The organism is Nocardioides nitrophenolicus, assembly GCF_016907515.1.
GTDB classification, from domain to species: domain Bacteria; phylum Actinomycetota; class Actinomycetes; order Propionibacteriales; family Nocardioidaceae; genus Nocardioides; species Nocardioides nitrophenolicus.
This window is the reverse complement of sequence record NZ_JAFBBY010000001.1, coordinates 4,883,074-4,908,785: the sequence shown is the minus strand read 5'-3', so window position 1 is coordinate 4,908,785 and position 25,712 is coordinate 4,883,074. Positions and strand designations below refer to the sequence as shown.

21 protein-coding genes are annotated in these 25,712 nt (G+C 73.3%); 6 read left to right on the top strand and 15 right to left on the bottom strand.

Features of this window, described 5'->3' with window-relative positions; all coding sequences use genetic code 11:
- Positions 1 to 47 precede the first annotated feature (47 nt).
- On the top strand, positions 48 to 1,637 hold the full coding sequence (locus tag JOD66_RS23635; protein ID WP_204839249.1) for an alkaline phosphatase D family protein: 1,590 nt from the start codon (positions 48 to 50) through the stop codon (positions 1,635 to 1,637).
- Here the strand turns inward: JOD66_RS23635 and JOD66_RS23630 are convergent.
- Both JOD66_RS23630 and JOD66_RS23625 read right to left on the bottom strand, forming a co-directional pair.
- The gene (locus JOD66_RS23630) at positions 1,604 to 3,238 is read right to left on the bottom strand and encodes an amidohydrolase (protein ID WP_204839248.1); all 1,635 of its coding nucleotides are present in this window, start codon (positions 3,236 to 3,238) and stop codon (positions 1,604 to 1,606) included. The genes JOD66_RS23635 and JOD66_RS23630 overlap by 34 nt on opposite strands.
- The gene (locus tag JOD66_RS23625) at positions 3,235 to 4,674 is read right to left on the bottom strand and encodes a purine-cytosine permease family protein (RefSeq protein ID WP_204839247.1); all 1,440 of its coding nucleotides are present in this window, start codon (positions 4,672 to 4,674) and stop codon (positions 3,235 to 3,237) included. Before JOD66_RS23625 ends, JOD66_RS23630 begins: the two co-directional genes overlap by 4 nt.
- 111 nt (positions 4,675 to 4,785) lie before the next feature.
- Between JOD66_RS23625 and JOD66_RS23620 the strand changes: the two genes are divergently transcribed.
- Positions 4,786 to 5,838: a LacI family DNA-binding transcriptional regulator gene (locus JOD66_RS23620; RefSeq protein WP_204839246.1), complete on the top strand. Its 1,053-nt coding sequence runs from the start codon at positions 4,786 to 4,788 to the stop codon at positions 5,836 to 5,838.
- A gap of 8 nt (positions 5,839 to 5,846) precedes the next feature.
- Positions 5,847 to 6,773, top strand: coding sequence for a phosphotransferase family protein (locus JOD66_RS23615; protein ID WP_307823686.1), 927 nt, complete (start codon positions 5,847 to 5,849; stop codon positions 6,771 to 6,773).
- 11 nt (positions 6,774 to 6,784) lie between these two features.
- On the opposite strand, the gene JOD66_RS23610 is transcribed toward JOD66_RS23615, so the two are convergent.
- Positions 6,785 to 7,258, bottom strand: a complete 474-nt coding sequence (locus JOD66_RS23610; protein ID WP_204839245.1) for a hypothetical protein — start codon at positions 7,256 to 7,258, stop codon at positions 6,785 to 6,787.
- A gap of 165 nt (positions 7,259 to 7,423) precedes the next feature.
- On the opposite strand from JOD66_RS23610, the gene rpsT reads away from it, so the two are divergent.
- On the top strand, positions 7,424 to 7,684 hold the full coding sequence (gene rpsT, locus JOD66_RS23605) for a 30S ribosomal protein S20 (protein ID WP_141799468.1): 261 nt from the start codon (positions 7,424 to 7,426) through the stop codon (positions 7,682 to 7,684).
- Positions 7,685 to 7,803: 119 nt separating this feature from the next.
- Here rpsT and holA read toward each other — a convergent pair whose 3' ends face one another.
- Positions 7,804 to 8,775 carry a DNA polymerase III subunit delta gene (gene holA / locus JOD66_RS23600; RefSeq protein WP_204839244.1) on the bottom strand — a complete coding sequence of 324 codons (972 nt, stop codon included), beginning with the start codon at positions 8,773 to 8,775 and terminating at the stop codon, positions 7,804 to 7,806.
- A 49-nt stretch (positions 8,776 to 8,824) separates the two neighbouring features.
- On the bottom strand, positions 8,825 to 11,128 hold the full coding sequence (locus JOD66_RS23595) for a ComEC/Rec2 family competence protein (RefSeq protein ID WP_204839243.1): 2,304 nt from the start codon (positions 11,126 to 11,128) through the stop codon (positions 8,825 to 8,827).
- 107 nt (positions 11,129 to 11,235) lie between these two features.
- Between JOD66_RS23595 and JOD66_RS23590 the strand changes: the two genes are divergently transcribed.
- Positions 11,236 to 12,273, top strand: a complete 1,038-nt coding sequence (locus tag JOD66_RS23590) for an HPP family protein (RefSeq protein WP_204839242.1) — start codon at positions 11,236 to 11,238, stop codon at positions 12,271 to 12,273.
- Between the two features lie 24 nt (positions 12,274 to 12,297).
- Here the strand turns inward: JOD66_RS23590 and JOD66_RS28745 are convergent, their stop codons facing one another.
- The 5 genes from JOD66_RS28745 to JOD66_RS23565 all read right to left on the bottom strand — a co-directional run bounded on the left by JOD66_RS28745 (position 12,298) and on the right by JOD66_RS23565 (position 19,211).
- Positions 12,298 to 13,308, bottom strand: a complete 1,011-nt coding sequence (locus JOD66_RS28745; RefSeq protein WP_239545409.1) for a ComEA family DNA-binding protein — start codon at positions 13,306 to 13,308, stop codon at positions 12,298 to 12,300.
- A gap of 127 nt (positions 13,309 to 13,435) precedes the next feature.
- Complete coding sequence (locus JOD66_RS23580) at positions 13,436 to 14,302, bottom strand: DegV family protein (protein WP_204839241.1); 867 nt, start codon at positions 14,300 to 14,302, stop codon at positions 13,436 to 13,438.
- A gap of 10 nt (positions 14,303 to 14,312) precedes the next feature.
- A complete protein-coding gene (locus tag JOD66_RS23575; protein ID WP_204839240.1) occupies positions 14,313 to 14,921 on the bottom strand; it encodes a TetR/AcrR family transcriptional regulator in 609 nt (202 codons plus the stop codon).
- A 66-nt stretch (positions 14,922 to 14,987) separates the two neighbouring features.
- Entirely contained in the window at positions 14,988 to 17,402 is a 2,415-nt protein-coding gene (gene leuS / locus JOD66_RS23570; RefSeq protein WP_204839239.1) for a leucine--tRNA ligase, read from the bottom strand.
- A 30-nt stretch (positions 17,403 to 17,432) separates the two neighbouring features.
- Positions 17,433 to 19,211: an ABC transporter ATP-binding protein gene (locus tag JOD66_RS23565; RefSeq protein WP_307823684.1), complete on the bottom strand. Its 1,779-nt coding sequence runs from the start codon at positions 19,209 to 19,211 to the stop codon at positions 17,433 to 17,435.
- A 102-nt stretch (positions 19,212 to 19,313) separates the two neighbouring features.
- On the opposite strand from JOD66_RS23565, the gene JOD66_RS23560 reads away from it, so the two are divergent.
- Entirely contained in the window at positions 19,314 to 20,075 is a 762-nt protein-coding gene (locus JOD66_RS23560; protein ID WP_204839238.1) for an SDR family NAD(P)-dependent oxidoreductase, read from the top strand.
- Between the two features lie 159 nt (positions 20,076 to 20,234).
- On the opposite strand, the gene JOD66_RS23555 is transcribed toward JOD66_RS23560, so the two are convergent.
- From JOD66_RS23555 to katG, 5 genes are all read right to left on the bottom strand, one after another.
- Positions 20,235 to 20,774 carry a hypothetical protein gene (locus JOD66_RS23555; RefSeq protein WP_204839237.1) on the bottom strand — a complete coding sequence of 180 codons (540 nt, stop codon included), beginning with the start codon at positions 20,772 to 20,774 and terminating at the stop codon, positions 20,235 to 20,237.
- Between the two features lie 2 nt (positions 20,775 to 20,776).
- The gene (locus tag JOD66_RS23550) at positions 20,777 to 22,522 is read right to left on the bottom strand and encodes an alkaline phosphatase (protein WP_204839236.1); all 1,746 of its coding nucleotides are present in this window, start codon (positions 22,520 to 22,522) and stop codon (positions 20,777 to 20,779) included.
- A 117-nt stretch (positions 22,523 to 22,639) separates the two neighbouring features.
- Positions 22,640 to 23,104 (bottom strand): carboxymuconolactone decarboxylase family protein, encoded by a 465-nt coding sequence (locus JOD66_RS23545; RefSeq protein ID WP_204839235.1) that lies wholly within the window; start codon positions 23,102 to 23,104, stop codon positions 22,640 to 22,642.
- Positions 23,101 to 23,412 carry a GNAT family N-acetyltransferase gene (locus JOD66_RS23540; RefSeq protein WP_204839234.1) on the bottom strand — a complete coding sequence of 104 codons (312 nt, stop codon included), beginning with the start codon at positions 23,410 to 23,412 and terminating at the stop codon, positions 23,101 to 23,103. Before JOD66_RS23540 ends, JOD66_RS23545 begins: the two co-directional genes overlap by 4 nt.
- 88 nt (positions 23,413 to 23,500) lie before the next feature.
- Positions 23,501 to 25,708: a catalase/peroxidase HPI gene (katG, locus tag JOD66_RS23535; protein ID WP_204839233.1), complete on the bottom strand. Its 2,208-nt coding sequence runs from the start codon at positions 25,706 to 25,708 to the stop codon at positions 23,501 to 23,503.
- Between the last annotated feature and the right edge of the window lie 4 nt (positions 25,709 to 25,712).

The following is a 25,712-nucleotide window of genomic DNA, read 5'->3' as shown; positions in this document are numbered from 1 at the left end:
CCCGCCCGGCACCCCGGCGTTCGCCCGCGAGCGGTGGGCTGGGCGCCATGACCTCGGACCTCTCGGCCCCCACCTCCCGCCGCACCCTGCTGCGCGGCGCCGCCCTCGTCACCGGCACCGCCGCCGCCTCCGGACTCGCCACCGGCGGGCTCGCCGGCCGGGCCGCCGCCGCTCCCCTGCTGGTCCGCCGCGACCGCCCCGCCCTGCCCCTCGGGGTCCAGTCGGGCGACGTCCGGCCGGGCTCCGCCGTGCTGTGGTCCAAGGCCGACCGGCCCTCCCGGCTGGTCGCCGAGATCAGCCGGGACCCGTCCTTCCGCAGGGCGCACACCGTGCGCGGGCCGGTGGTCACGCCCGACACCGACCTCACCGGGCGGATCCTGCTGCGCGGCCTGCCCGAGGGCAGCGACCTCCACTACCGGATCCGGGCCGTCGACCTCCACCACCACCGCGCCACCAGCGCCCCCGTCGTCGGCCGGCTGCGCACCGCGCCCGGCCGCCGTGACGACGTGCGCTTCCTGTGGTCGGGCGACATCGCCGGGCAGGGGTGGGGCGTGAACCCGGCGTACGGCGGCTTCCGGATCGCCGACGCGATGCGCTCGCGCGACGCCGACTTCTTCCTGTGCAGCGGTGACAACGTGTACGCCGACGGCCCGGTCCAGGCCTCCGTCGCCCTGCCCGGCGGCGGCACCTGGACCAACCTGGTGATCCCGGAGAAGACGAAGGTCGCCGAGACGCTCGACGAGTACCGCGGCCAGTACCGCTACAACCTGATGGCCGACAACTGGCGCGCCTTCCTCGCCGAGACCGCGCAGGTCACCCAGTGGGACGACCACGAGGTCACCAACAACTGGTATCCCGGCGAGATCCTCGACGACACGCGCTACACCGAGAAGCGGGTGGACGTGCTCGCCGCCCGCGCGCACCGCGCGTTCCACGAGTACGTGCCCGTGGCGCAGATCTCGCCGGACCCCGAGGGCCGGGTCTACCGGGTGATCCACTACGGGCGGCACCTCGACCTCTTCGTGCTCGACATGCGCACCCACAAGGACCCGAACACCGACGACCGCGAGCCGGCCGGCGACGGCGGCGTCCTCGGCGAGGCGCAGACGGCCTGGCTGATCCACGAGCTGCGGCGCTCGACGGCGACCTGGAAGGTGATCGCCAACGACCTCCCGCTGGGCCTGGTCGTGCCGGACGGCGCCACCGCCCAGGAGGGCCTGGCCCAGGGCGACCCGGGCACGCCGCTGGGTCGGGAGATCGACATCGCCCGGGTGCTCACGGCGCTGCGCCGGGCGGGGATCCGCAACCACGTCTGGCTGACCGCCGACGTGCACTACACGGCGGCGCACCACTACTCGCCCGACCGCGCGGCGTACCAGGACTTCGACCCGTTCTGGGAGTTCGTCTCCGGTCCGCTCAACGCGGGCGCGTTCGGGCCGAACGCGCTCGACGGCACCTTCGGCCCGCGCGCCGACTTCGTCGCGGCCCCGCCCGCCGCCAACGCCTCACCCGCCCAGGGCTTCCAGTTCTTCGGCGAGGTCGAGGTCGACGGCCGCAGTGGGCGGCTGAGCGTCACGCTGCGCGACGTCGACGGTGCGGCGATCTACGCCAGGACGCTGGACCCCGCCGCACGCTGAGTCCGCTCGACGCCGGCCACGAAGGTGCGCAGCACCTCGGTGGTCAGCAGGTCCTCGGGCGCCGTCGCGAACGGATCGGCCGCCAGCACCACGAGGTCGGCCACGCGGCCCGGCGCGATGGCGCCGACCAGCCCTTCCATCCGGGATGCGTACGCCGCGTCCCGCGTGGCGTGGGTCAGCGCCTCGGCCAGCGGCACCGCGAGGTGCGGTGTGTTGGCCGGCAGCCCCTCGACCAGCGCGGAGCGGCGGGTGGTGGCGACGTACATGTTGTGCAGCGGCAGGTGCGGGGCGGTGGGGGCGTCGGTACCGAAGGCGAGCACGGCGCCCGCGTCGGTCATCTCGCGCCACGGGTAGCCGCGCTCGACCCGCTCGTCGCCGAGCACCGCGCGCCAGTTGTCCTGGACCGCGGGGTCGGCGTGGACCGGCTGCATGGACGCGACGACACCGAGCCGGGCCAGGCGGGCGACGCTCTCCTCGGAGACCACCTCGAGGTGCTCCATCCGGTGCCGGCGCTCACGCGGGCCGTTGACCCGGATCGCCTCCTCGAGGGCGTCGAGGGCGATGGCCGAGGCCTGGTCGCCGATCGCGTGGATCGCGATCTGCAGGCCGGCGGCGTCCGCGGCGACGACCACGGGGATCAGCGCCTCGCGGCCCCAGATGGGCGCGGCGTTGCTGCCGTCGGCGTACGGCTTCGCCATCGAGGCCGTGCAGCTGTCGATCACGCCGTCGGCCATGATCTTGATGCCGGTGATCCGCAGCCGGTCGCCGTCGAGGCGGCGGGCGTGGGCCAGCGCGGTCGCGACCTGGGCGAGGTTCTCTGCCTCGGTCGCCGACGGCTTCACCAGCCAGTGCCCGATGACGCGCAGCGGCAGCGCGTCGGCGGCCAGGGCCCGCTCGAAGGCGGCCAGGTCGTGCTCCTCGACGCCCATGTCGACGACCGTGGTGACGCCGTCGGCGAGGTAGCGGGCCATCCCGGCCCGCAGCCAGGTGTCACGGTCGGCGTCGGTGACCTGGGCGGCGAGGAAGCCGCGGGCCAGGCCGAGGGCGGCCATCTCGCTGAGCAGACCGGTCGCCTCGCCGGCCACGTCGCGCTCGATGGTGCCGCCGATCGGGTCCGGGGTGTCGCGGTCGATGCCGAGCTCGCGCAGCGCGGCGGAGTTGCACCAGGTGGAGTGCAGGTCGTTGGCCTGCAGGTACACCGGCACGTCCGGCACGACCGCGTCCAGGAGGTCCTTGTGCGGCGCCCGGCCCTCGAGTGCCGGGAACAGCCAGCTGTTCCCGATCACGCGGGCGCGCCCCTCGGTCGCGGCGGCGGCCACCCGAGCCTGGATCTCGGCGATGCCGGCGGCGTCGACCAGGCCGACCTCCTCCGCCGAGGCGCCCATCTCGACCAGGTGGGTGTGGGCGTCCACGAAGCCCGGCAGCACGAACGCGCCGTCGAGGTCGATCACCTCGGCGCCCTCCGGCGCGGCCTGGTCGAGGGCCTGGACCCGGCCCTCGGCCAGGGTCACCGACCCCGCCCACGGGCGGTCGGGATCGGCGGTGAAGATCCGGGCGTTGCGCAGGACGGTGGCGCGGGGCCGGCCGGGCTGGCGGGTCATCGGGGGGTCCTTCCGTAGAAGAGGCGGGTCAGGCCGGCGTACAGCACCGCGGCGCCGATCATGCCGACCGGGACGGACAGGTCGAGCCCGCCGAGGGAGCGCGCGATCGGTCCGGTGAAGGCCTCGGTGCTGGCACACATCAGCGCGGCCGCGAACGAGACGAGGCAGGCGATGGCGCCGGCGAGGTTGACCCCGCCGGTGTACCAGTAGCGCGATCCCGGGGTGCTGTCGCTGAGCTCGGCGCCGTCGTAGGCGTTGCGGCGGATCAGGATGTCGGTCACGTAGATCGCCATGATCGGGCCGACCAGGCTGACCAGCAGGACCAGGCTGCTGCTGACCGTGTCGAGGAAGTCGAAGACGAACAGCGCGTAGAGGGTCATCGCCACGCCCACCAGCGCCGTCACGATCACGCTCACGACTCGCGAGAACGGCAGGCCGACGGCCTGGAGCGCCAGCCCGGAGCTGTACGTCGTGAGCGCGTTGTTGGCGAGGATGCCGACGATGATCGCGACCAGGAAGAGCGTCACCAGCCAGCCCGGGACGATGCCCGCGAGGCCGGCCTCCGGGTCCGACAGGTCGGTCACGGTGGCGGCGAGGACGCCGACGGTCAGCAGCACGACGCCGGGGACGGCGTTGCCGAGCGCGGTCCAGGTGGCGACGGCGACCGGGCTGGTGTCGCGGGGCAGGTAGCGGGCGAAGTCGGAGCTGATCGTGTACGACAGCGGGGTCGCGGCGATCAGGGTCACGCCCGCGACCCAGGTCAGCCACAGGTCGGCGCCGTGCAGGGCCACCGGCGGGGCGTAGGAGAGGTCCGCCTTCGCCACGAGGTAGCCGGAGACGAGCAGGAAGACGAGCGTCAGGCCCGCCGAGAGCGGGCCGTAGAGCCGCATGATCAGGCCCTGGCCGTAGACCGAGATCGCCGTCGTCGCGGACGCGATCACCAGCACCACCGCGACCTGCACCGGCGCCGAGGAGCCCAGCCCGAGCCGCTCGGTGAGCGCGAAGCCGATCACCGAGGCGGTCAGCCAGTTCAGCGCGATGTAGCAGACCGAGACGAACCAGCCGTTCACCGCGATCGCGACCCGGTTCCCGCGCACGCCGTACATCGCCCGGGTGGCGACCTGGCTCGGCGTGCCCGACACCGGGCCGGTCACCGCGACGATGCCGGTCGCGATCGAGAACAGGCAGCCGACCACGACCGCCGCGATCGCCTGGGCCAGGCTCAGGCCGATCAGGACCAGCACGCCGCCGACGACGAACGAGAGGTAGTTGACGTTCGGCGCGACCCAGAGCGCGAACAGGCCGCGGGCGGTGCCGGTGCGCTCGGCGTCCGGGATGACGTCGATGCCGTGCGCCTCGACCTGGCCGGGCAGCAGGCCCACGTCGTGGGCGGCGCCGGCGCCGAGCGCGGCGTCGGAGGGGTGGTGGCTGGCCATGGCTCTCCCGGTGGTCGATGTGTCCGGCGTCACGCTAGGCAGCCAAAACGATTTGGACCAGGCTATGCGCCGCGCTGGCCAAAACGGTTTGGGCCCGCCTACCGTGAGCCGGTGACCGCCCGTCGACCGACGATCCGCGATGTCGCGCGCCGCGCAGGCGTCTCGGTGACCACCGTGTCGCACACCTTCACCGGCAACGGGAGCGTCGCCGCCGCCACCCAGCAGCGGGTCCGCGCCGCCGCCCACGACCTCGGCTACCGCCCCGACGTGATCGCCCAGGGCCTGCGACGCAACCGGCTCGGCGTGATCGCCCTGGTCGCCCGCCAGCTCGACGCGCTGCGCCCCGACCTGCTGGTCGACGTCGACTACTTCGCCCGCTTCGCCGGCGCGGCCGCGGTCGCCTCACTCGCCGAGGGCCTCGGCCTGATGCTGGTCTCGGACCCCACCGGTCCGCGCGCGGCCGGCGCCGCCCTCGCCAGCGACGGCTTCATCGTCACCGAGCCGGTCACCGACGACCCGCTGGTCGCGATGCTGAGCAGCGCCGGGATCCCGTTCGTCACGGTCGGCGAGGTGCCCGGTGTACCCGTCGGGCCCGGGGCCGCGCCGCACGTCGACATCGAGTCCGGCCGGCTCACCGGCCTCGCCCTCGACCACCTCTGGGAGTCCGGGGCGCGCCGGGTCGCCCTGGTCACCGGCACCGACCGCAACGAGTGGAACCTGCGCACCGCCGCCGTCTACCAGCGCTGGGCGCGCTACCGCCGGATCACCCCGTGCCTGGTCCACGTCCCCGAGCACCTCGACGACGAGGGTGGCCGCCGGGCCGCGGCGACCCTGCTGGGGTCCGGTCCCGCACCCGACGGGATCTACGCCCTCACCAGCAACCATGCCCTCGGCATCGTCGCCGTGCTCCGCGAGCGCGGCCTGCACGTCCCCGGCGACGTGCGCATCGTCGCCGGGTCGGACGCCGAGAGCCTGCGCGCGGCCCGCCCCACCATCTCCTCGATCGACCTCCAGCCCGACGAGCTGGCCCGCCGCGCCGTCGAGCTGCTCGCCGCCCGGCTCGACGAGCGGCCCGCACCCGACCACTCCGCCCGGCCGGTCGGACGACTCGTCGTCCGGGAGTCCTCGACGCCGGGAGCCCAGCCGTCCGGTGGTCGGCCATGATGGGCCGCGTGTTCCCCACCGTCATCCCCCACGGCCGGACCGCCCGGCGCCTGTCCTGGGCGCACCTGCCGCCGCTCGTCCGGCGCGCCGTCGAGCAGCGCCTCGGCTCGCCGGTCGTGGACGCCGTCTCGCAGGACGGCGGGTTCACGCCCGGGTTCGCGTCGGTGCTCACCTGCGCCGACGGCACCCGCACCTTCGTGAAGGCGGCCTCCACCAAGGCGCAGCGGGTCTTCGCCGACGCCTACCACGAGGAGGCGCGCAAGCTCGCGGGGCTGCCGGCCGCCGTACCCGCGCCGCGGCTGCTGTGGACCGACGAGGTCGCCGACTGGCGGCTGCTCGCGACCCAATACGTCGAGGCCCGCGCTCCCCACCGCCCCTGGACCGCCGAGGACCTCGCCGCCGCCTCCGCCATGGCCGTCGCCATGGCCGACGCCCTCACCCCCGCACCCGGGCCGGGGCTCGCCAGCGCCGTCGACGACTTCGCGTCCTGGCCCGCGCTCTGGGACCGGGTCGCGCATCCGCGGCGCGCCGAGCTGCGCGCCCTCGCCGACCGGTACGCCGACGTGGTCGCCGGCGAGACCGTCGTCCACACCGACATCCGCGACGACAACATCCTGATCCGCCCCGACGGCACCGCACTCCTGTGCGACTGGAACTGGCCCAGCGTCGGCGCCACCTGGCTCGACTCGCTCCTGCTGCTCATCGGCCCCCGCGGCGACGGCCTCGACGTCGAGGCCCACATCGCCGCCCACCCGCTGCTCGCGAGCGTGCCGGCCGAGGACGTCGACGTGTTCCTCGCGCTGGTCCTGGGCTTCTTCGCCGCCAACGCCGACCAGCCCGTCCCCGCCACCTCGCCGCACCTGCGCGCGGCGCAGGCCTGGCAGCGCGACGTCATCGACGACTGGCTGGCCGAGCGGCGCGGCTGGGCCACCTGAGCGCGCCCGGCTCAGCGTCCCAGCGCTGCCGCGTCGATGACGACATGCCTCTCGTCGTCGGGGTGGACGTGCACGTCCAGCACCATGCCCGGCTGGATCCGCGGGATCGCCAGCTGGGAGACCAGCTCGGTGACACTGGTCCGGTAGCTCGCGCCGGCCTCGGGAGCGATCTCGAGCTCGAAGACGACGTAGGGGTCCTGGTTGAGATGTCCCGTCACCCGGGTGCTCACGATCCGCGCCGTGGCCCGGATCCCGTCGCGCACCGCCCGCAGCCGCTCCGCGTTGCGCGCGCGGACCTGACGGATCTTGACGAAGGCGAACACCGCCAGGGTCAGCCCGGCGACCCCGAAGGCGTGCCCGGCGTACCTGCCCGCCGCGCCCTCGTCGCCGCTCGTGGCGCCCTTGACCACGAGGAACCAGAACAGGATCGTGGGCAGGACGAACAGGACGCCGATCGGGAACGGCGGCTGGGAGGGGGCGCGCACGAGGTCATCCTGCCCGATTTGGGCGGCGGATCGACCCGCTGTTAGCCTTACTGGTCGCGTCTCCGCGTTCCCTCCTGCCCGCCCTCCCGGCGGTCGGGACCAGGGTGACCGAGGCGCGCTCCGGACCAGAACCAGCATCCCACCCGACACAGAGGCGAGTAACCCGTGGCGAACATCAAGAGCCAGATCAAGCGCAACAAGCAGAACGAGAAGCGTCACGAGCGCAACAAGGCCGTCAAGTCCGGCCTGAAGACCGCGATCCGCAAGTTCCGCGAGGCCGCCGAGGCCGGCGACAAGGACGCTGCCGTCGCGCTCGGCCGCGAGGCCACCAAGAAGCTCGACAAGGCCGCCTCCAAGGGCGTCATCCACAAGAACCAGGCCGCGAACCGCAAGTCGTCGATCGCGAAGCAGGCCGCCTCTCTCTGAGACCACCCTGCTGGCTCCGGTCCTGAGCCATCACGTCAAGGGAGTCCCCGCGTCCGCGGGGGCTCCCTTCGTGATTTCCTCGTGAATCTCCGCGGCGCGGCGCGGCGCGGCGCGAGCCGTCAGCCGCGACGCAGCGCGATCACCGTGAGGACCAGCCGCTCGAGCGCGTACGACGCGTCGCTGGCCGCCCCCTTGATGTCGGCGTCGGCCTGGGCGACCGCGCGGATCGCGCGGGCCAGGCCCCCCTCGGTCCAGCCGCGCGCCTGGTCGCGCAGGGAGCGCAGCTTCCACGGCGGCACGCCCACCTCGCGCGCCAGGTCGGCGTCGCGCATCCCGCGCGGCGCGCTGACCAACCGGGCCAGGCCGCGGGCGCTCCCGGCGAACGCGGAGGTGATCAGCACCGCGGCCGTCCCCGCGTCGAGCGCCCAGCGCAGCTCCTCCAGGGCGACCCGGTCACGTCCGGCGAACGCGGCGTCGGCCACCGCGAACGACTTCGCCTCGGCCCGGCCGCCGAAGTAGCGACGGACCTGGGCCTCGCCGATCCGCTCCCCCGGGAAGTCGTTGGTCAGCTGGTGGGCAGCGCCGGCCAGCGAGCGCAGGTCGCGGCCGATCGCCTCGATCAGCACGTCGGCGGCCTCACGGTCGATGGAGGCGCCGTGCCGGCGCACCTCGTGGGCCACGAAGGCGGGGTAGTCCGACGCCTTGAGCTCCTCGGACTTGTGCTCGGTGACGGTCTTGAGCTTGCGCAGCTTGGTCAGCACGCCGCTGCCCTTCTGGCCGCCGCCGTGGACCAGCACCAGCGCGACGTCGTCGACCGGGGCGGCGGCGTATCCCAGCAGGCCCTCGACCGACTCCTCCGGCAGGTTCTCCAAGCCCCGCACCACGACGCAGCGCACCGCGGAGAACAGCGACGGCGCCGCCATCTCGCCCAGCGTCGCCAAGGTCAGGTCGGAGGCGGCGCTGTCGGCGAACTCGGCCTCGGCGTCGTGGGCGCGCACCGCCGCCCTCACCTCGTCGACGGTCCGCGCACCGAGGAACTCCTCCTTGCCGGTGATCAGGATGACCCGACCCAGCACGTCCTCGGCCCGCATGTGCTCACCCTCCCACACACCCCCGACACGAACCCGGGCACGTCGGCGCTCACCGCCGGGTGAGCGCCCGCGCCCCACCCGATCCGTCCACCACGACCGCGATGTCGCCGTCGCGGTCCGTGCGCAGCACCCGTGCTCCCGCCGCCGTCAGGGCGCGCACCACCTCGGGCGACGGGTGCCCGTAGTCGTTGTCGGCACCCACCGACACCAGCGCGAGCTCCGGTCGCAACCCGGTCAGCCAGGCCAGGTCCTGGTGGGCGCTGCCGTGGTGGGGCACCTTGAGGACGTCGATGTCCAGCTCGCCCACCAGGGCGGCGACCTGGGCCTGGCCCGGCGGCTCCAGGTCGCCGGTCAGCAGCAGGCGCAGTCCCGCGACCTCCACGAGCAGCACCACGCTGGCGTCGTTGGCCGTGCTCCCGTCGCCGGGCCCCGCGCGCGCCCCGCCGTCCGAGCCCGGCGGGTCGGGGTGCAGGACCTGGACCGTGGCCGCGCCGATGCGCCGGGCGAGGCCGAACGCCGCCGTCGACACCGGCACCCCCTCGGCGGCGCCCGCCCGCCGGACCAGGTCGACGCCACCGGGCGGGTCGGCCACGGCCGTGGTCTCGATGGCGCCCACCGTGCGACCCGCGAGGACTCCGTCGAGACCCTCGACGTGGTCGGCGTGGAAGTGGGTGAGCACGACCAGCGGGACCTGCGTCACGCCCAGCCGGTCCAGGCAGCCGTCGACCGCTCGCGGGTCGGGTCCGGCGTCCACCACGATCGCGGACCTCGGTCCGACCGCGAGCACCAGCGCGTCGCCCTGACCGACGTCGCACGCCACCATCAGCCACCCGGGCGGCGGCCACGGTCCCGACCTGGCCGACCAGAGCCGGCCCGGCACGCCCAGCACGACGAGCAGCAGCAGGACGCCGAGCAGCACGCCGGTGGTGCGGTGGCGCAGCAGCCGCGGCAGCGCCAGCGCCACCACCAGGCAGAGCGCCACGAGCAGCCCGACGGCGAGCGCGCCGGTCCCCCACCCGACCGCCGCACCGGGGAGCGCCGCGGCCCGATGCGCGACGGCGATGATCCAGCCGACGCTCAAGCCCGCGAACGTCCCACCCAGGCGCCCGGCCCACGGCCACACCAGTCCGACCAGGCCGCCCGCCAACCCGAGAACGGTCGCCGGGCCGACCGCGGGGCCCGCCAACAGGTTGGCTCCGATCGCGACCAGGCTGACCTGTCCCGACAGCCCGGCGATGACCGGGGTGCAGGCCAGCTGGGCCGCGGTCGGCACCGCGATCGCCTCCGCCGCGGCCCGAGGCAGCCACCGGGCCAAGGCTCCGGTCAGGGTCGGCCCGAGCAGCACGATCCCCGCCGTGGCCAGCACCGACAGCGCGAACCCCGCCGCGACGGCCAGCCCCGGCTGCACCAGGATCAGTCCGGTCACCGCGACGCCGAGCGCGCGCAGGCCCCGCCGACGACCGTCGGGGCCGAACGCGAACAGCCCGACCGTGCCCATCACCGCCGCCCGGAGCACACTGGGCTCGGTCCGGGCCAGCAGCACGAACCCCACGATCCCGACCAGGCCCACGACCACCAGCCAGCGACGTCGTACGCCGACCGCCCGGGCCACCAGGAGCAGCGAGCCGACCACCAGGGTCAGGTTGGTGCCGCTGACCGCGGTCAGGTGGGTCAGGCCGGTGGTGCGGAAGTCCTGCTCGAGCGCGGCGGGCAGCGCCGCGTCGTCCCCGTCGACCAGGGCCGGCACCAGGCCCGCCTGGTCGGCCGGCCGGTGGGCGACCGCGCGCCGGATCGAGGCCCGCACGGCCGCGGCCGCCCGCCACCAGGGGTCCGGCCCCCGGATCCGGACCGGCGCGCGCGCATCGGTGAGCAGCGCCGCCGTCGCCGGATCGTCGGCGGCCGCCAGCCGTCCCCTGGCCGCGACCCGCTGGCCGAGCCGGGTCGCGGCCCAGCTCGGCGTACCGATGACGACGACGGCACCACCCGTACGCAGCCGGCGGCCGCGGGCCGACACCTCCCGGACCCGGAGCCGGACCACGACCTGCGGTCCGGCGCGGCCTCGGATCTCGCGCGGGTCGGAGACCACCGTGCCGACCAGGGCGGCCGTGGCGCGGTCGGCGGCGAGGTCGTGGAGCGGCGAGCGCCGCACCGCGTCGTGGCGCAGGGAGGTCCCCGTCACCACGGCCGCGGCGACGACGAGGAGGGTGAGGAGCAGCCGGACTCCGCCCGGCGGCAGCCGCGAGGCGAGGCCCCAGACCACGACGGTGAGGGCGATCAGGGCGGCGTAGCTGAGGCGGGTGGAGTGCTGGGCGGCGATGCCGCCGAGCCAGGCGGCCACGGCGAGGGCGGGCATCCGGAGGTCGGTTGGGGGCGGGAGGTCAGGAGAGGAGGGCACGTGGGGTCAGGGGGTGAGTGGGGAGATGGGAGCGGAGTGGGGGGACACGCCCTAAGGTCGGGCGGGTGACGCGTTACAGCGGGGGCGAGGTGGCCCGAGGTGCGTTGGGGGCGCTGCTCGGCATCGCAGTCGCCGGGGCCACGGCGCGGGTGGTGCCGGGCGGTCCCGAACTGCTGCCGTTCGTCGTGGCGCCGATGGGGGCCTGCGCGGTGCTGCTGTTCGCGGTGCCGGCGAGTCCGCTCGCACAGCCCTGGCCCGTGCTCGGCGGCAACCTGGTCTCGACCGCGATCGGACTGGGGGCGCACTGGGTCGTCGACGACGTGCTGCTCGCCGCGGCGCTCGGGGTGGGGTCGGCGATCGGGGCGATGATGCTGTTGGGGTGCCTGCATCCGCCCGGCGGAGCGTGCGCGCTGCTGGCCGCCACCGCGACGCCGGCGATCCACGAGCAGGGGGCGTTGTTCGTCGTGACGCCGGTCGCGGTGAACGCGCTGGCGCTGCTGGTGATCGCGGTCGCGGTGAACAACCTGAGCGGGCGAAGGTACCCGCACCGGCCGGTCGCCGCCCCCGCGACCTCGCCCGCCGCCGCGGCCCTGGGCATCACGACGCCGGACGTGGAGCAGGCGATGAAGCGGCTCGCCGACCGGCTCGACGTACTGCCGGGAGACATCGTGTCGATCGTGCGGGACGCCGAGACACACGCCCTGGACCGGCGGCTGGGGTCGATCCCGGTGTCGCGGATCATGAACCCCGACGTCGCGGTGGTGCACCCGTTCGAGTCGATCTATCGGGCGCGGACCCTGCTCGTGCGGCGCCGGGTCAAGACCCTGCCGGTCGTCGACGACGAGCGGCGCGTCGTCGGCGTGGTGTCGATCATCGACCTGTTCACCCGTGACCTGGTGGAGCTGGAGTCGGTCGACTCGATCATGCGGACCGACGTCACCACGATCGCGGCCGACACCCCGGTCGCCGACCTGGTCCCGGTGATGACCACCGAGGGGTACAAGAACGTGCCGGTGGTCGACGAGGAGGGACGGCTGGTCGGCATGATCACGCGGGGCGAGCTGATCGCCGTCCTCCACCGGGCGCTCCTGGGCGCCACCTGAGCGGGTCACCACGTCCGGCATCGCTCACACCGTCGCGTGCGGAGTGATCTGGGCGAGCGTCTTGGGTCCGATCCCGTCGACCTCGAGCAGCTCGTCGATGCTGGTGAAGCCGCCGTGGGCGTCGCGCCAGGCGATGATCGACTGAGCCGTGACCGGACCGACCTGGGGCAGCGACTCGAGCTCGGCCTGACCCGCGGTGTTGAGGTTGACCAGCGGACCGGCGGCCGCGTCGGGCCCGGTGGTCGCGGGAGGCGTCGCCCCCGACCGGGCGGGGCCGCCGACCACGATCTGCTCGCCGTCGACCAGGACCCGGGCCAGGTTGAGCGGCGTCAGGTCCACGCCTCGGCGGGCGCCACCGGCGGCCGTGAGCGCGTCGGTGACCCGCGCCCCCGCGTCGAGGACGACGATCCCCGGCCGGCGCACCTTGCCCGCCACGTCGATGGTGACCGTCGCCCCGCTCGTCGGGGACGCCTCCCCGGCCGGCGCACCGGAGGGAACCGACGCCGGTGGCGCGGCGGGCGTGGCCGCCACCAGCGGCGCGGTCGGCTCGGCCGCGACGGCGGACAGCGCCTCGGGGCGCTCGCGCATCACCCACCAGGTGGTGACCGCCAGGCCGACGGCGACCACCAGCGCGACCACCGCGACCTGGGGCAGCCCGAGCGTGGGAAGGCGGTCGACGAGCGGGGCGAGGGCGGGCCGCGGGGTGGGCCGGGAGCGTCGCCGGCGGGCGGCGTGCCTCCCCGGCTCGGGCAGCGCCGGCACCGGCAGCGCCGGCAGCACCGGCCCGGGCGACTCCCCCGTCGCCGCCCGGGCGGACCGCACCGGGTCGGCGATGCGGGTGTGGTCGGCCCACCAGGGCTCGACCGGGTCGGCCGCGGGCGACCCGGTCGCGGCGGGCACCGCCGGGACCGAGCCCGCGAGCGCCGACCCGGCCGGGACGGGCGCGACTCCCAGATCGGCGGCGATCAGCGCCAACCGCCGCGCCGCGGCGTCGGCGGGCGGCTCGGAGCGGGCGGTGGAGCGGCGTACGGACATGGCGGCACGCTAGGCCGGGGTGCGGGCAGCGCGCGGCGGAGTCGCGGCGGCCTGGGGAGAAGTGGTGGGCCGAACCCGGGCTGTGGAGGACCGAGGGACTCCGCGGTGACCAGTGGGACTGGAGTGGTCAGAGAGTGGGCGCCACGCAGATCGCCAGCATGCCCGGCCCGACGTGGGCGCCGAGCACCCCGCCGAGCTCGACGCACCGCACGACCTCGCCCGAGCGCGCCGGGACGAGCTGCTCGCCGAGGGCCTCCGCGAGCCGCGCGGCCATCGCCGCGGCGCGCTCCTCGGCGGCCAGGTGGGCGACGCACACCTCGACCGGCACGTCCCCCGCGGCCTCCACCGCCAGCGCCTCGAGGCGGGCGATCGCCTTGGCGGCGGTGCGGACCTTCTCCTGGGGCGAGATCACGCCGTCGACGATGCCGAGCAGCGGCTTGACCGCGAGCGCCCCGCCGAAGACCGCGGCGGCCGCACCGACCCGACCCCCGCGGCGCAGGTACTCGAGGGTGTGGACGTAGAACAGCGAGGTGGCGCCCGCGGCGCGCAGCCGGGCGGCCTCCGCGGCCTCGGCAGCCGTGCCGCCGGCGGCGATCACGTCCAGGGCCGACTCGACGGCGTAGCCCGTCGCGACGCCGACCTGCCGGGTGTCGACGCAGGTCACCGGCACCGGCGCCTCCCGCGAGGCGACCAGGGCCGACTCGAAGGTGCCGCTGACCTCGGCGGAGAGGTGGACGGACACGATCTCGGTCGCGCCCTCCGCGGCGAGCCGCTCGTAGAGGTCGGCGAACACCGCCGGCGAGGCCCGGGAGGTACTCACCGCGCGCTTCTCCTTGAGCGCGACCGCGAGCCGCTCCGGGGTGACCTCCTCGGCGCCCTCGTCGAAGACGTCGTCGTCGATGACCACCTGCAGAGGGACGACGTGGACCCCGCTGGCCTCCGCGACCTCGGCCGGGACGGTCGAGGTGGAGTCGGTGACCACGACGATCGACATGCCGCAGAGGCTATCGGCTCAGGCCGAGCAGGACCGGATCGCAGCCCAGCTCGCGGGCCGCCGCCTCCAGCCACAGGCGCGGGATCGAGGCCACCGGGACCTCGCGGTCGCCGAACGTCGCCGCGACCGAGAGACCGTCGAGCAGCGCCGACAGCCGCACCACGGCGTCCGCCGGCGCCACCGTGGTGAAGCAGCCCTCGCTGATCCCCTGGTCGATCACCGATCGCAGCAGCGCACGCCACCGCGCCTCCAGGGCGGCGCACAGCGCGGCCGTGGCCGGGTCACGGAGCGCTCGCACCCAGAACTCCATCCACAGGATCCAGGCACCGATGCCAGTGTCGGGCGCGCCGGAGCGCTCGACGAGCAGGCACAGCCGCTCCGGAGCCGGGCGGTCGGTCGAGCCGTCCTCGAGGCTGCGGTAGTAGCGGTCCTCCGACTCCTCCATCGCCGCGGCGACCAGACCGTCGAGGGTGCCGAAGTGGTAGAGAACCAAGCCGGTGCTCACTCCGGCACGCCGCGCGATCTCGAGGGTGCGGGCGCCCGCGAGTCCGTGGTCGCGGATCACGTCGAGCGTGGCGTCGATGATCCGGCGTCGCCGGGAGTCCACCTCGGCTGCCATCTGCCCTCCTCTCGCCGAGAGACTAGCCAGCGCACCCCGAGGTCGGAGGCTCGGCGGACGGCCGGCTCAGACGACGATGTTGACGAGCTTCGGCGCGCGCACGATCACCTTGCGCACCGCGCGTCCGTCGATCGCCTTCACCACCGCGGGGTCGGCGAGCGCGGCGGCCTCGAGGTCGGCCTCGCTGATGTCGGGCGCGACCTCCAGCCGGCCGCGGACCTTGCCCTGGATCTGCACGACCGCGGTCACCGCGTCCTCGACCAGCAGCGCCGGGTCGACGCTCGGCCAGGCGGCCTGGGCGACCGACGGCTCGTGACCGAGCCGGGCCCACATCTCCTCGGCGGTGTACGGCGCCACCAGGGACAGCAGGATCGCCACCGCCTCCGCGGCCTCGCGCACCGCCGGGTCGGCCGGGCCGCAGCCCGCGTCGATGGCCTTGCGGGTGGCGTTGACCAGCTCCATGGTGCGCGCGACGACCACGTTGAACCGGTAGGAGTCGAGCAGGTGCGCGGCCTCCTCGACGGTCTTGTGGGTCACCTTGCGCAGCGCCAGGTCTCCGGTGCTCGGGTCGGTGCCCGGCGCCGAGGTGACATCACCGGAGAGCCGCCAGGCGCGCTGCAGGAACTTCGCCGACCCGGCGGGCGAGACGTCCGCCCAGTCGATGTTGTCCTCCGGCGGGCTGGCGAACACCAGCGTCAGCCGGACCGCGTCGACGCCGTACTCGTCGAGCTGGGCGCCCAGCGCGACGCCGTTGCCGAGGGACTTGCTCATCTTGTGGCCGTTGTTGATGACCGTGCCCTGGGACAGGTACGCCGAGAACGGCTCGTCCCAGTCGATCAGGCCCATGTCGCGCAGCGCCTTGGTGAAGAAGCGTGCGTAGAGCAGGTGGAGCACGGCGTGCTCGGAGCCGCCGAGGTAGAAGTCCACCGGCCCCCAGGCCTTGGCCAGCGCGGGGTCGAACGCCTGTGTGCTGTCGTGGGCCGAGAGGTAGCGGAAGAAGTACCACGACGAGTCCACGAAGGTGTCCATGGTGTCGGTGTCGCGCGTGGCGGGACCACCGCACGTCGGGCAGGTGACGTTGACCCACTCGGTCGCCGCGCCCAGCGGAGAGGTGCCCTTCGGCTTCAGGTCGGCACCACGCAGCTCCGGGAGCTCGACCGGCAGCTGGTCCTCGGGGACGGCGACCTCGCCGTCGACCGGGCAGTGGATGATGGGGATCGGCGCGCCCCAGTAGCGCTGGCGCGAGAGCAGCCAGTCGCGCAGCCGGAAGTTGACCGTGCCCTCGCCGTGACCGCTCGCCTCGATGGCGGCGATCGCCTTCGAGACCTCGGCCGCCTTGTCGTAGGGCTGCTCGTCGTCGTAGACCGCGACGATCGGCAGCCCGAACTTCTCCGCGAACTCACGGTCGCGCTCGTCATGGGCGGGCACCGCCATGATCGCGCCGGTGCCGTAGTCGGCCAGGACGTAGTCGGCCGCCCAGACCGGGATCTGCTCGCCGGTCAGCGGGTTGGTGGCCGTGACGCCCAGGTCGACCCCCGTCTTGGGACGGTCGGTGGCCAGCCGGTCGATGTCGGATGCCTTGCGTACGTCGGCGACGTAGTCGGCGAGCGCCCGCGCCCGCTCCGGCGCCACCAGCTCCTGGGCCAGCCTGGCGTCCGCGGCGACCACCATGAAGGTCGCACCGACCAGGGTGTCGGGCCGGGTCGTGAAGACCGTGATCGGGTCGTGTCCCTCGACGTCGAAGGACACGTGGGCGCCCTCGGAGCGGCCGATCCAGTTGCGCTGGGCGTTGACGACCTTCGGGATCCAGGTGTCCTGCAGGTCGTCGAGGGAGTCGTAGAGCTCCTGCGCGTACGCCGTGGTCTTGAAGTACCACTGCGTCAGCTCCTTCTTGGTGACCTCGGCGCCGCACCGCTCACAGGTGCCGTCGGCCAGCACCTGCTCGTTGGCCAGCACCGTCTGGTCGTTGGGGCACCAGTTGACCGGCGAGTTCTTGCGGTAGGCCAGGCCCTGCTCGCGCAGCTTGAGGAAGAGCCACTGGGTCCACTTGTAGTACTCGGGGTCCGAGGTGTGCAGCCGCCGCGACCAGTCGAAGCTCAGGCCGTACTTCTTGAACGAGCCGAACTGCGTCTCGATGTTGGCGTAGGTGTAGGTCGCCGGGTGCTCGTCGTTCTTGATCGCGGCGTTCTCGGCGGGCAGGCCGAAGGAGTCCCAGCCCATCGGGTTGAGGACCTCGAAGCCGCGGAAGCGCTTGTAGCGGCACAGCACGTCGTGGAGGGCCATCACCTCGGCGTGACCCATGTGGAGGTCGCCGCTGGGGTAGGGGAACATGGTCAGCCCGTAGAACTTCGGCTTGTCACCGGCGAGCACCACGGCGTCGTCCGCGCGGAACGGGTCGAGCCGCTCCCAGACCGGAAGCCACTTCTCCTCGACGGCATGGACGTCGTAGTGGACCTCGGAGGATGCGACCGTTTCACTCACGGCCAAAGGATAGTCGGCCGGGGCCCCGACTCAGGCTTCGGCCTCGCCCGTCTGGACCCGCCACAGCGCGGCATAGGCGCCGTCGAGCGCGACCAGCTCGTCGTGGGTGCCCGCCTCGGCCACCCGGCCGCCGTCGAGGACCCAGATCCGGTGGGCATGACGCACCGTCGACAGGCGGTGCGCGACCACGATCGTGGTGCACCGCTCCCCCGCGACGCGCAGCGAGCGCTGGATCGCCGCCTCGGTCTCGTTGTCGACCGCGCTGGTCGCCTCGTCGAGGACCAGCAGTGCCGGCTCGCGCAGCAGCGCCCGCGCCAGCGCGATCCGCTGCCGCTGCCCGCCGGAGAGGGTCACGCCGCGCTCGCCGACCCAGGTGTCGTAGCCGTCGGCCAGCCCCTCGACGTACGACGCCACGGCGGCGGCCTCCGCCGCGGCGACCACCTGGGCGCGGGTCGCGTCGGGCCGGCCGTAGGCGATGTTGTCCGCGATCGTGCCGGAGAACAGGTAGACGTCCTGGGCGACGTAGCCCACCGACCCGCGCAGCGAGTCCCAGTCGAGCTCGCGGACGTCGCTGCCGTCGAGCAGGACGGCGCCGGAACGCGGGTCGTCGAAGCGCAGCACCAGCCGCAGCAGCGAGGACTTGCCGGCGCCGGTGGGGCCGACGATCGCGTGCGTCTCCCCCGCCGGCACGACGAGGTCCAGGTCGTGCAGCACGTCCGGGCCGTCGGCGTACCCGGCGCGGACGGAGCGCAGCTCGACCCGGCCACGGACCGGCTTCGCCAGGCGCCGCGCGCCGGCGGGCACCGTGACCGGCTCGGCGAGCAGCGCGAGGATCCGGGCGGTCGACGCGCGACCGCGCTGGTAGAGGTCGAGCACCTCGGCAACGTCGGTCATCGGCCAGAGCAGCCGCTGGGTCATGAAGACCAGGACGGAGTAGAGGCCCAGCTCCAGGTCGCCGTCGAGGGTGGCCCAGCCGCCGAGCAGCAGGGTGCAGGTGAAGCCGGCGAGGATCGCCATCCGCACCAGGGGGACGAACGCGGCCGAGGAGCGGATGGCGCGCAGGTTGGTGTCGCGGTAGGCGCCGGAGACCTGCTCGATCCGGTCCCGCTCCCGGTCCTCGGCGGTGAAGGACTTGATGGTGGCGATGCCGGCCAGGTTGGCGCTCAGGGCGCCGGACAGGTCGCCGACCTTCTCGCGCACGTCGTCGTACAGCGGCTCGAGGCGACGCTGGAAGACCAGCGAGCCGAGCACGATGACGGGGATGGGCAGGAAGGCGTAGAGCAGGAGCTGCCAGGAGGCGAGGGCGAACACGATCCCGACGAGCAGCACGTTGAGCGCGGTCTGCAGGATCGCGGGCAGGCCGATGTCGAGCATCCGCTCGAGCTGGTTGACGTCGTCGTTGAGGGTGGCGAGGGTCGCCCCGGTGGTCCGCGACTCGTGCCAGCCGAGGTGCAGGTGCTGCGCGTGGTCGTAGGCCTCGACCCGCAGGTCGTGCTCGATGGCCTGGGCCAGGCCGCGCCAGAGCACGGCGGCGGCGTACTCCGAGGCCGACTCGACCACCCAGACGACGATGTTGATGACGGCCAGCCACGCCAGCTGGGCATGGCGCGACTCGGCGCCGACCAGGCCGGCGACGAACGAGTCGGAGCCGCGGACGACGACGTCGACGGCCGCGCCGATGAGCAGCTCGGGGACCACGTCGGCGAGCTTGTTCAGCGTCGACATCGCGACCGCGAGCACGAACCGGCCGCGGTAGCGGCGGTAGCGCTGCCACAGCGCGGCCAGCGGTCGCTCGATCACCGGCTCCACCGGGCTCTCCTTCGGGTCGACGAGAAGTTAGGTAGACCTTAGTTGGTCGTCGCGCGCGCCCCGTCGGCGGGGCGGACGTGGCCCGGCCACTACCGTGCCCCCATGACCGTCACTGATCTCTTCCGCCTCGACGGCAAGGTCGCCGTCGTCACCGGCGCCAGCTCCGGGCTCGGCGTCGACTTCGCCCGGGCTCTCGCCGAGGCCGGCGCCGACGTCGTCCTCGGCGCCCGGCGCGTCGAGCGCCTCGCCGACACCGCCGCGCTCGTGGAGGCCGCCGGCCGCCGGGCCGTGTCGGTGCAGACCGACGTCGCCGACCCGGCGTCCTGCCAGGCCCTCGTCGACGCGGCGATGACCGAGCTGGGCCACGTGGACATCCTGGTCAACAACGCCGGCGTCGGGACCGCCGTACCCGCCACCCGGGAGACGCCCGAGCAGTTCACCCAGGTCATCGACATCAACCTCAACGGCAGCTACTGGATGGCCCAGGCGTGCGGGCGCGTGATGCAGCCGGGCTCGAGCATCATCAACATCTCCTCGGTGCTCGGCATCACCACCGCCGGCCTTCCCCAGGCCGCCTACGCCGCGTCGAAGGCCGGCGTCATCGGGCTGACCCGCGACCTGGCCCAGCAGTGGACCGGGCGCAAGGGAATCCGGGTCAACGCGATCGCCCCGGGCTTCTTCACCTCCGAGATGACCGACAGCTACCCGCCCGGCTACCTCGACTCCCAGCAGGCCCGGATCCCCGCCGGCCGCAAGGGCGACCCCCGCGAGCTGGCCGCCACCGTCGTCTACCTGGCCTCCGACGCCGCCGGCTATGTCACCGGCCAGACCCTCGCCGTCGACGGCGGGATGACCATCACCTGACTCTTGTTGTGCGCGACCCGGCAGAAACTGGCCCGGGATTTGCGCTGACCCGGCAGAAACTGGCGCTGGAATTGCGCTGACCCGGCAGAAACTGGCTCCATGCCGAGCCACTTTCTGCCGGGTCGGCGGGATCTAACAGCCAGTTTCTGCCGGGTCGCGCTACTCGTTGACCAGCACAGGTACGCCGACCGCCGCCGAGACCGCCTGGCCCCGCAGTCGCTTCGGTACGACGATCCGGAACGCCTCGTACTCCGAGGGCGGACCGTCCTCGTGGTGGGTCTCCTCGTCGAGGTGGTGGGTGAACCGGGCCCGCCCGATGAGCGCACCGGACGCGTCGTAGAAGCCGGCCAGCACCTGCAGCTCCAGCAGGTCCGAGACGTCGCTGGTGATGTCGAGCGAGCCGGTGACCTGGTGGCCGTCGAAGCTCAGCTCGCCGAGCCGGAAGCGGTCGTCGAACGGCCCGGGGATGTGACCCACGGTGCCGCTCGTCGCCGGGGCGGCCGAGGTGATGCCCGGCAGGTCCGGCTCGCCGGTGGGGGCCGGGAGGTCCGGGAAGGAGGTGACCATCACCGGGCTCGGGGCTGTCGACGGTTCGGACGAGGGGTCGGAGGCGGCGGAGCCGCCGCCGTTCCCGGCGCCGCCGCAGCCCGCGAGGGCGAGCGCGGCGGCGACCGAGACGGCAGTGGTGCGGAGCTTCATGGTCAGCGCACGTGGACCTTCACCGTCGGCGACGTCGACGGGTTGTAGGACGTGCTGCCGGCGTACTGCGCCTGCAGCTTGTGCTTGCCCTTCTTGAGCTTGAGCTTCACCTTGACGCTCGCGCCGGACACGGCGACGGTCTTGACCACCTTGCCCTTGTCGAGGATCTTGACCGATCCGGTCGCGGCGGCGGGGGTGACGGTGACCCGGACGGCCACCTTCTTTCCCGCCTTGACCGTCTTCGGCGCCTTGATCGCGGTGCTCGACGCGGCCTTGGCCGGGACGGCCGAGCCGTCGAGGTTGAGCGCGCTGCGGACGATGCCGAACAGGTCGGTGTTGTCGATCTCGGCGCTGATCGCGGACGAGCCGGGGCCGTAGGCGAAGATCGGGACGTCGGCGCCGGTGTGGTTGCCCGACAGGTAGCTCAGCCAGAGGCTGGCCTGCGGCGATCCGTCGGTCACGCCGACCGGGTCGTCCTTGGTGCGGAAGGTGGCCGGGGCGAACTCGGTGCGGCCGGCGTCCTTGGCCTGGTTGCTCGGCCGCGAGGGGGTCGAGTTGTTGGCGGTGTTGCCCGAGTCGACGTTGACCGGCGCGTGGTCGGCCTCGGCGTTGGTGAAGCTGCCGTGCTCGATGATGTTGAAGCCGGCGCACTCGTGGTCGGCGGTGACGATCACCAGGGTGTTGCCGTCGGCCTTGGCGAAGTCGAGCGCGACCTTGACCGCGTCGTCGAACGCCTTGATCTCCTCGAGCGTCTGCGCGGCGTCGTTGGCGTGCGAGCGCTTGTCGATGAGGGCGCCCTCGACCTGCAGGTAGAAGCCCTTGCCGCCGGTGGCGTCGCTCTTGGCCTTGAGCAGGCTGATCGCCTTGGTGGTCATCGCGGCGACGGTCGGCTCCTGGGCCTGCGCCGAGCCGGCGTTGTCCTGCTTGTACTTCTCGACGGTCAGGTTGCCCTTGTTGAACAGGCCGAAGACCTTCTGCCCGGACGCCGCCGCGAGGTCGGACTTGGTGGCGACCGTCTGGGTGCCGGGTGAGCCGAGGACGGTGTACCCGTTGGCCTTCAGCGCGTCCTCGTCGGCCTGGTCGAAGCGGCCGTTGCCGCCGCCGAGGATGACGTCGGCCACCTGGTTGCGGGCGATCTGGTCGGCGATCGGGGTGACCCGGACGTCGCTGGTCGGCAGCTCGGTGCCGGTGATCGTGGTGTCCTGGCACGCCGCGGCCGAGTACGCCGGCCCCTGGCAGCCGCGCAGCAGCGCGTGCGACATCTGGCCGGCCGGGGTGGCGTCGGTGATCTCGGCGGTCGACACGTTGCCGGTGGCGAGCCCGGCGGCGTGTGCCTGCTCCATGACGGTCGGGGCCAGGTTGCCCTTGGCGTCGACGCCGAGCGCGGCGTTGTAGGTCTTGATGCCCGACGACCACGCGGTGGCGGCCGACGCGGAGTCGGTGACCAGGTTGGGGTGGAAGTCGGCCGCACCGGGCTGGCCCGAGTTCTTCTCCACGGCGTACGTCGACACCTGGCCGACCACCGGCATGGTCTCCATGTTGAGCTTGCCGTCGGCGCCGTAGAAGCGCTGGCGGCCCGCGGTCACGTGGGTGCGGCCCATGCCGTCGCCCAGCAGGTAGATGACGTTCTTGGCCTTGCCCGGGGCCGGGTCGGCAGCGGTGGCCTGGTCGCCCAGGCCCGCCCCGACACCCACGGTGCCGGCCAGCAGCACCGCGGCCAGGGCGGTGGTCTTGATGCGAGATCGCATGCTCGGGATGTCCCTTTCCTCCGCGCCGCCGATCGGCGCGACCGCCCGGAGGCTAGGGAGCCCGCGTCAACCGATCACCAGCAGCAGTTGGCCGCGAGGGGTGCGCGAGGTGAACGACTACCGAACCGGGTGGTGGCTGGTGATCGAGATCCGGTTGAAGGCGTTCATCGTGATCGCGACCCACGCGAGCGCGCCGTAGGCCTCGTCGCCCAGCACCGCGCGGGCCTCGTCCTCGGCGTACCGTCGCTCGTCGGGCTCCGGCAGCCGGGTGATCGACTCGGCCAGCTGCAGCGCCGCACGCTCCTGCTCGCTGAACAGCGCGGTCTCCGCCCAGGCGTCGAGCACGATCAGCCGGCGCTCGGACTCCCCCGCCTCGACGGCCCGGCGCCGGTGCAGGTCGAGACAGTAGGCACAGCCGTTGATCTGCGAGACGCGGACGTTGACCAGCTCGACGATCCGCCGGTCCAGGCCGGCCGCCTCGGCCGCGGCGCCGACCTCGAGGGCGAGCGCCGCCGCGGCCTGGTACGACGTGGGGTGGGACTTGTCGAGATAGACGTCGCGGCGCCGCTCGGTCGCGCTCATGCAGCCGGGTCGGTGATGTCGTCGTACTCCGGGTGCTTGGTGATCCACCGGGCGACGTAGGGGCAGTGCGCGATGATCCGCTTGCCCTGCTCGCGGACGTCGGCCAGCGCCGCGGCCACCAGCTCGCCGGCGAGCCCGCGGCCGCCGTACGCGTCGTCGACCTCGGTGTGGACGAAGTCGACGTGGCTCTCGTCGGGCAGCCGGTACTGCGTGAAGCCCACGAGGGTCTCGCCGTCGCGGATCTCGTAGCGGTGCCTCTCGGGGACGTGGACGTAGTCGATGCCGGTGTTGTCCGGAGCGTCGGTCATGACCCCATCCTGCCGGGCGGTCCGGGAAAAGGCACGGAGGCCGCCCGGTCGGGGCGGCCTCCGCTCGATGCGTCGATGGGTCAGGCGCTCAGCGCAGGTCCCAGCGGTCCGCGTCCATTACCTTGGTCCAGGCGGCCACGAAGTCATGGACGAACTTCTCCGTCGCGTCGTCGCTGGCGTAGACCTCGGCCAGCGCCCGGAGCTCGGAGTTGGAGCCGAACACCAGGTCGTTGCGGGTGCCGGTCCAGGTCCGGCCGTCCTCGGTCGTACCGCGGAAGACCTCCTCCGACTCGTCGACAGCGGTCCACGTCGTACCGAGCTCGAGCAGGTTGACGAAGAAGTCGTTCGTCAGCTCGCCCACGCGGTCGGTGAGGACGCCGAGGTCGGAGCCGTCCCAGTTGGTGCCGAGGACACGGAGGCCGCCGATGAGGACGGTGAGCTCCGGCGCGCTGACACCGAGCAGGTTGGCCCGGTCGATGAGGGCGAACTCCGCCGGGAACTTGCTGGACTTGGCCAGGTAGTTCCGGAAGCCGTCGGCCTTCGGCTCCAGGTAGTTGGTCAGCTCGATGTCGGTCTGCTCCTGGGTCGCGTCGCCGCGCCCCGTGGTGGTCGTGACCGTGATGTCGACGCCGGCCGCCCGGGCAGCCTCCTCGACGCCCACGGACCCGGCGATCACGATGGTGTCGGCGAGCGAGGCGCCCTGCGCGGTGGCGATCTCCTGCAGCTTCGCGAGCACCGTGGCCAGCTCGGCCGGACGGTTGACGGCCCACGACCTCTGCGGCTCCAGGGCGATCCGGGCACCGTTGGCGCCGCCGCGCTTGTCGGAGCTGCGGTACGTCGACGCGGAGGCCCACGCCGTCGAGACGAGCTGCGACACGGTGAGCCCGGAGTCCGCGATCGCGGCCTTGAGCGCACCGACCTGGTCGGCCGACAGCGGCGTGCCGGCGGGGATCGGGTCCTGCCAGATGAAGTCCTCGGCAGGCACGTCGGGGCCGAGGTAGCGGGACTTCGGCCCCATGTCACGGTGGGTCAGCTTGAACCAGGCACGGGCGTAGGCGTCGGTGAACGCGGCCTGGTCCTCCTTGAACCGCAGCGAGATCTCACGGAACTCCGGGTCCTCGCGCAGCGCGAGGTCGGAGGTCAGCATCCGCGGCTCACGCTTCCCGTCGCCGAACGACTCGGGCACCAGGTCGGCGCCGCCGTTGTCCTTCGGTCGCCACTGCTTCGCGCCGGCCGGCGACTCGAAGAGCTCCCACTCGTAGGAGAAGAGGATGTGGAAGAACTCGTTGTCCCAGCGGGTGGGGTGGTAGGTCCAGGTGACCTCCAGGCCCGAGGTGATGGCGTCGATGCCCTTGCCCGAGGCGTGGGACGAGATCCACCCGAGGCCCTGGTCCTCGATCGGCGCGGCCTCCGGCTCGGGACCGACGGCCTCGGCCGGCCCGTTGCCGTGGGTCTTGCCGAAGGTGTGACCACCGGCGATGAGCGCGACGGTCTCCTCGTTGGTCATCCCCATCCGGTTGAAGGTGTCCTTGATGTCGACGGCCGACGCCAACGGGTCGGGGTTGCCGTTGGGGCCCTCCGGGTTGACGTAGATGAGACCCATCTGGACCGCGGCGAGCGGGTCCTCGAGGTCGCGCTCACCGGTGTAGCGCTCGTCGTCGAGCCACTCGGTCTCCGGGCCCCAGTAGACGTCGTCGTCGGCCTCCCAGACGTCGGGACGGCCTCCGGCGAAGCCGAAGATCGGCAGGCCCATGTCTTCCTGCGCGACGTTGCCGGCGAGGATCAGCAGGTCTCCCCAGGAGATGGACTTGCCGTACTTCTTCTTGACCGGCCACAGCAGCCGGCGCGCCTTGTCGAGGTTGCCGTTGTCGGGCCAGGAGTTGGTCGGCGCGAAGCGCTGCTGGCCGTGGCCGGCGCCCCCGCGACCGTCCTGCGCGCGGTAGGTGCCGGCGGCGTGCCAGGCCATCCGTACGAAGAGCGGGCCGTAGTGGCCGAAGTCGGCCGGCCAGAAGTCCTTGGAGTCGGTCAGCGTCGCCTTGATGTCGGCCTTCACGGCCTCGAGGTCGAGCGCCAGGAAGGCGGCCTTGTAGTCGAACTCGCCTCCGAAGGGGTCGGCGACGGCCGGGTTCTTGGCAAGGATCTTCAGGTTGAGCCGGTTCGGCCACCACTGCTGGTTGGCCGATCCCTGGGTCGGCGGGATCAGGCCGTGCATGACCGGGCACTTGCCGCCGGCCTGCTCCGCGTCTTGGGGCTCCTCCGTCACGAGGGGCTCGGTGTGCTGGGTGTTGTCGGGCATCGGG